The sequence below is a fragment of the Longitalea luteola genome, from assembly GCF_017356035.1.
Classification (GTDB): domain Bacteria; phylum Bacteroidota; class Bacteroidia; order Chitinophagales; family Chitinophagaceae; genus Niastella; species Niastella luteola.
Genome location: NZ_JAFIQX010000027.1, coordinates 1 through 6,095, shown reverse-complemented (window position 1 = coordinate 6,095; position 6,095 = coordinate 1). Strand labels below are relative to the sequence as shown.

1 protein-coding gene is annotated in these 6,095 nt (G+C 47.5%); it reads right to left on the bottom strand.

The genetic code is table 11. The features are described 5' to 3' along the window. Positions 1-6,095: hypothetical protein (locus tag JUB15_RS28195; protein WP_207516103.1), on the bottom strand; the 6,095-nt coding region annotated here is incomplete at both ends.

The following is a 6,095-nucleotide window of genomic DNA, read 5'->3' as shown; positions in this document are numbered from 1 at the left end:
CTGGTGAGGGTGTCGCTGTATGTGCCCGCGGCAGTTATGTTAATGCCATTCCAACGATATGGTAACTGGTTGGTACAGATGGTTGCTCTGGTAGTATCTCTGAGAATGCTATTGACAGTCAGGATGAGGTTGATGATAGAATCGCACCCTGCCCAACTGGTGAGGGTGTCCCTGTAAGTGCCAGCAGCATTGATGTTAATGCCGTTCCAGCGATATGGCAACTGGTTCGTACAGATGGTTGCTCTGGTAGTATCTCTGAGAATGCTATTGACAGTCAGGATGAGGTTGATGATGGAATCGCAACCTGCCCGGCTGGTCAGGGTGTCTCTATAAGTTCCGGCTGCGTTGATGTTGATGCCATTCCAACGATATGGCAACTGATTGGCACAGATGGTGGCTGTGGTGGTATCTCTGAGAACGGAGTTGACGGTTAAGATCAAGTTGATAATAGAGTCGCAACCACTTCTGCTAGTTAATGTATCCCTATATGTACCTGCGGCGGTAACATTGATGCCATTCCAACGATACGGAAGCTGGTTCGTACAAACGGTTGCCCTGGTAGTATCTCTGAGAACGGGGTTTACTGTTAATATCAAGTTGATAATAGAATCGCACCCTGCCCTACTGGTCAGAGTATCTCTGTAAGTGCCGGCAGCGTTGATGTTGATACCATTCCAGCGATATGGAAGTTGGTTCGTACAAACGGTTGCTCTGGTAGTATCTCTGAGAACGGAGTTCACTGTTAATATCAGGTTGATAATAGAGTCACAGCCAGCTCTGCTGGTGAGGGTGTCGCTATAAGTGCCGGCAGCGTTGATGTTAATACCGTTCCAACGGTATGGCAACTGGTTCGTACAGACAGTGGCTCTCGTGGTATCTCTGAGTATGCCGTTGACAGTCAGGATGAGGTTGATGATGGAATCGCAACCTGCCCGGCTGGTCAGAGTATCTCTGTAAGTGCCGGCAGCATTGATGTTAATACCGTTCCAACGGTATGGCAACTGATTGGCACAGATGGTGGCTGTGGTGGTATCTCTGAGAACCGAGTTGACGGTTAAGATCAAGTTGATAATAGAGTCGCAACCACTCCTGCTAGTTAATGTATCCCTATATGTTCCTGCGGCGGTAATATTAATGCCATTCCAGCGGTACGGCAACTGGTTGGTACAGATGGTGGCTGTGGTAGTATCTCTGAGAACGGAGTTTACAGTTAATACTAAGTTGATGATAGAATCACAACCTGCTCTGGTGGTCAGCGTATCTCTATAAGTGCCAGCAGCGTTGATGTTGATGCCATTCCAACGGTATGGAAGCCGGTTGGTACAAACGGTGGCCCTGGTTGTGTCTCTAAGTATGCTGTTGACAGTCAGGATGAGGTTGATGATCGAGTCGCAACCGCTTCTGTTTATGAGGGTGTCTCTATATGTTCCGGCTGCGTTAATATTAATACCATTCCAGCGATATGGAAGCTGGTTGGTACAAACGATTGCCCTGGTAGTATCTCTGAGAACGGGGTTTACTGTTAATATCAAGTTGATAATAGAGTCGCAACCACTTCTGCTAGTTAATGTATCCCTATATGTTCCTGCGGCGGTAATATTAATGCCATTCCAGCGGTATGGCAACTGGTTCGTACAGATGGTTGCTCTGGTAGTATCTCTGAGAATGCTATTGACAGTCAGGATGAGGTTGATGATGGAATCGCAACCTGCCCGGCTGGTGAGGGTGTCTCTATAAGTTCCGGCTGCGTTGATGTTAATGCCATTCCAACGATATGGCAATTGGTTCGTACAGACAGTGGCTCTGGTGGTGTCTCTGAGAACACTGTTTACAGTCAGGATGAGGTTGATGATCGAGTCGCAACCGCTTCTGCTTGTGAGGGTGTCTCTATAAGTTCCGGCTGCGTTGATGTTGATGCCATTCCAACGATATGGCAACTGGTTGGTACAGATGGTGGCTGTGGTGGTATCTCTGAGAACGGAGTTGACGGTTAAGATCAAGTTGATAATAGAGTCGCAACCACTCCTGCTAGTTAATGTATCCCTATATGTTCCTGCAGCGGTAATATTAATGCCATTCCAGCGGTACGGCAACTGGTTCGCACAGACAGTGGCTCTGGTGGTGTCTCTGAGAACACTGTTGACAGTCAGGATGAGGTTTATGATCGAGTCGCAGCCACTTCTGCTTGTGAGGGTGTCTCTGTAAGTGCCGGCAGCGTTGATGTTAGTGCCGTTCCAACGATATGGCAACTGGTTCGTACAGACAGTGGCTCTTGTTGTGTCTCTGAGAATGCTGTTCACTGTCAGGATGAGGTTGGTGATGGAATCACAACCGTTTCTGCTGATGAGGGTATCTCTGTAAGTGCCAGCTGCATTGATGTTAATACCGTTCCAACGATATGGCAATTGGTTCGTACAGACAGTGGCTCTGGTGGTGTCCCTGAGAACACTGTTTACAGTCAGGATGAGGTTGATGATCGAGTCGCAACCGCTTCCGCTTGTGAGGGTGTCTCTATAAGTTCCGGCTGCGTTGATGTTAATGCCATTCCAACGATATGGCAACTGATTGGCACAGATGGTGGCTGTGGTGGTATCTCTGAGAACGGAGTTGACAGTTAAGATCAAGTTGATAATAGAGTCGCAACCACTTCTGCTAGTTAATGTATCCCTATATGTACCTGCGGCGGTAATATTAATGCCATTCCAACGATACGGAAGCTGGTTGGTACAAACGGTGGCCCTGGTTGTGTCTCTAAGTATGCTGTTCACAGTCAGGATGAGGTTGATGATCGAGTCGCAACCGCTTCTGCTAATGAGGGTGTCTCTATATGTTCCGGCTTCGTTAATATTAATACTGTTCCAGCGATATGGCAACTGATTGGCACAGATGGTGGCTGTGGTGGTATCTCTGAGAACGGAGTTGACGGTTAAGATCAAGTTGATAATAGAGTCGCAACCACTCCTGCTAGTTAATGTATCCCTATATGTTCCTGCAGCGGTAATATTAATGCCATTCCAGCGGTACGGCAACTGGTTCGCACAGACAGTGGCTCTGGTGGTGTCTCTGAGAACACTGTTGACAGTCAGGATGAGGTTTATGATCGAGTCGCAGCCACTTCTGCTTGTGAGGGTGTCTCTGTAAGTGCCGGCAGCGTTGATGTTAGTGCCGTTCCAACGATATGGCAACTGGTTCGTACAAACGGTGGCTCTTGTTGTATCTCTGAGAATGCTATTGACAGTCAGGATGAGGTTGGTGATCGAATCGCAACCGCTTCTGCTTGTGAGGGTGTCTCTATATGTTCCGGCTGCGTTAATATTAATACCGTTCCAACGATATGGCAACTGGTTGGTACAGATGGTTGCTCTTGTTGTATCGCTGAGAATGCTGTTCACTGTCAGGATGAGGTTGGTGATCGAGTCACAACCGCTTCTGCTAATGAGGGTGTCTTTATATGTTCCGGCTGCGTTAATATTAATACCGTTCCAACGATATGGCAACTGGTTGGTACAAACAGTGGCTCTCGTAGTGTCTCTGAGAACGGAGTTAATGGTTAATATTAAATTGATAATGGAATCACAACCTGCTCTGCTGGTCAGCGTGTCTCTGTAAGTGCCAGCGGCGTTGATGTTAATGCCATTCCAGCGATATGGCAGCTGGTTCGTACAAACAGTGGCTCTGGTGGTGTCTCTCAATACTGAATTTACAGTCAGGATGAGGTTAATGATGGAATCACAACCTGACCTGCTGGTGAGGGTGTCGCTATAAATTCCGGCGGCATTTATGTTAAATCCATTCCAGCGGTATGGAAGTTGGTTGGTACAAACTATTGCTCTGGTGGTATCTCTGAGAACGGAGTTAACAATTAATATCAGGTTGATAATAGAATCGCAGCCTGCCCGGCTGATGAGGGTGTCTCTGTAAGAACCGGAAGCGTTGATGTTAATACCGTTCCAACGATATGGAAGCTGGTTGGTACAAACGGTGGCTGTGGTGGTATCTCTGAGAACGGAGTTGACGGTTAAGATCAAGTTGATAATAGAGTCGCAACCACTTCTGCTCGTAAGGGTGTCTCTATAAGTGCCGGCAGCGTTAATGTTAATGCCATTCCAACGATATGGCAATTGGTTCGTACAAACGGTTGCCCTGGTGGTATCTCTGAGAACGGAGTTAACAGTTAATATTAAATTGATAATGGAATCGCAACCTGCTCTGCTGGTCAGCGTGTCTCTGTAAGTGCCAGCGGCGTTGATGTTGATACCGTTCCAGCGATATGGAAGTTGGTTCATACAAACGGTTGCCCTGGTGGTGTCTCTGAGAACCGAGTTTACAGTTAATATTAAGTTGATAATGGAATCGCAACCTGCTCTGCTGGTCAGCATGTCACTATAAGTGCCGGCGGCGTTGATGTTAATACCGTTCCAACGATATGGCAACTGGTTCGTACAGACGGTTGCCCTGGTAGTGTCTCTGAGAACGGAGTTTACCGTTAACATTAGGTTGATAATAGAATCGCAACCTGCTTTGCTGGTCAGCGTGTCACTATAAGTGCCAGCGGCATTGATGTTGATACTATTCCAGCGGTATGGAAGTTGGTTCGTACAGACGGTTGCCCTGGAGGTGTCTCTGAGCACACTGTTTACAGTCAGGATGAGATTAATAATAGAATCGCAACCTGTCCTGCTGGTCAGCGTGTCGCTATAAGTGCCGGCGGTATTTATGTTAGATCCATTCCAGCGGTATGGAAGTTGGTTCGTACAGACGGTTGCCCTGGTAGTGTCTCTGAGAACAGAGTTAACAGTTAATATCAGGTTGATAATAGAATCGCAACCTGCTTTGCTGGTCAGCCTGTCGCTATAAGTACCGGCAGCGTTGATGTTGATACCATTCCAGCGATATGGCAGTTGGTTCGTACAAACGGTTGCCCTGGTGGTGTCTCTGAGAACACTGTTTACAGTCAGGATGAGGTTGATGATCGAGTCGCAACCACTTCTGCTAGTTAATGTATCCCTATATGTACCTGCGGCGGTAATATTGATGCCGTTCCAACGATACGGAAGCTGGCTCGTACAAACGGTTGCCCTGGTAGTATCTCTGAGAACGGGGTTTACTGTTAATATCAAGTTGATAATAGAATCGCACCCTGCCCTACTGGTCAGAGTATCTCTGTAAGTGCCGGCAGCGTTGATGTTGATACCATTCCAGCGATATGGAAGCTGGTTCGTACAAACGGTGGCCCTGGTAGTATCTCTGAGAACGGGGTTTACTGTTAATATCAAGTTGATAATAGAATCGCACCCTGCCCTACTGGTCAGAGTATCTCTGTAAGTGCCGGCAGCGTTGATGTTGATACCATTCCAGCGATATGGAAGTTGGTTCGTACAAACGGTTGCTCTGGTAGTATCTCTGAGAACGGAGCTCACTGTTAATATCAGGTTGATAATAGAGTCACAGCCAGCTCTGCTGGTGAGGGTGTCGCTATAAGTACCGGCAGCGTTGATGTTGATACCATTCCAGCGATATGGAAGTTGGTTCGTACAAACGGTTGCTCTGGTCGTATCTCTGAATACACTATTTACGGTCAGGATGAGGTTGGTGATGGAATCGCAACCTGCTCTGCTGGTGAGGGTGTCGCTATAAGTGCCAGCGGCATTGATGTTAATACCGTTCCAACGATATGGCAACTGGTTCGTACAGACGGTTGCTCTGGTAGTGTCTCTGAGAACGGAGTTAACAATTAATATCAGGTTGATAATAGAATCGCAACCTGCTCTGCTGGTGAGGGTGTCGCTATAAGTGCCAGCGGCGTTGATGTTAATACCGTTCCAACGATATGGCAACTGGTTCGTACAAACGGTTGCCCGGGTAGTGTCTCTGAGAACCGAGTTTACTGTTAATATTAAGTTGATAATGGAATCGCATCCTGCCCTGCTGGTCAGCGTGTCGCTATAAGTGCCAGCGGCATTGATGTTGATACCGTTCCAGCGATATGGAAGTTGGTTCGTACAGACGGTTGCCCTGGAGGTATCTCTGAGAACGCTGTTTACAGTCAGGATGAGATTGGTGATGGAGTCACAGCCTACCCTGCTGGTCAGCGT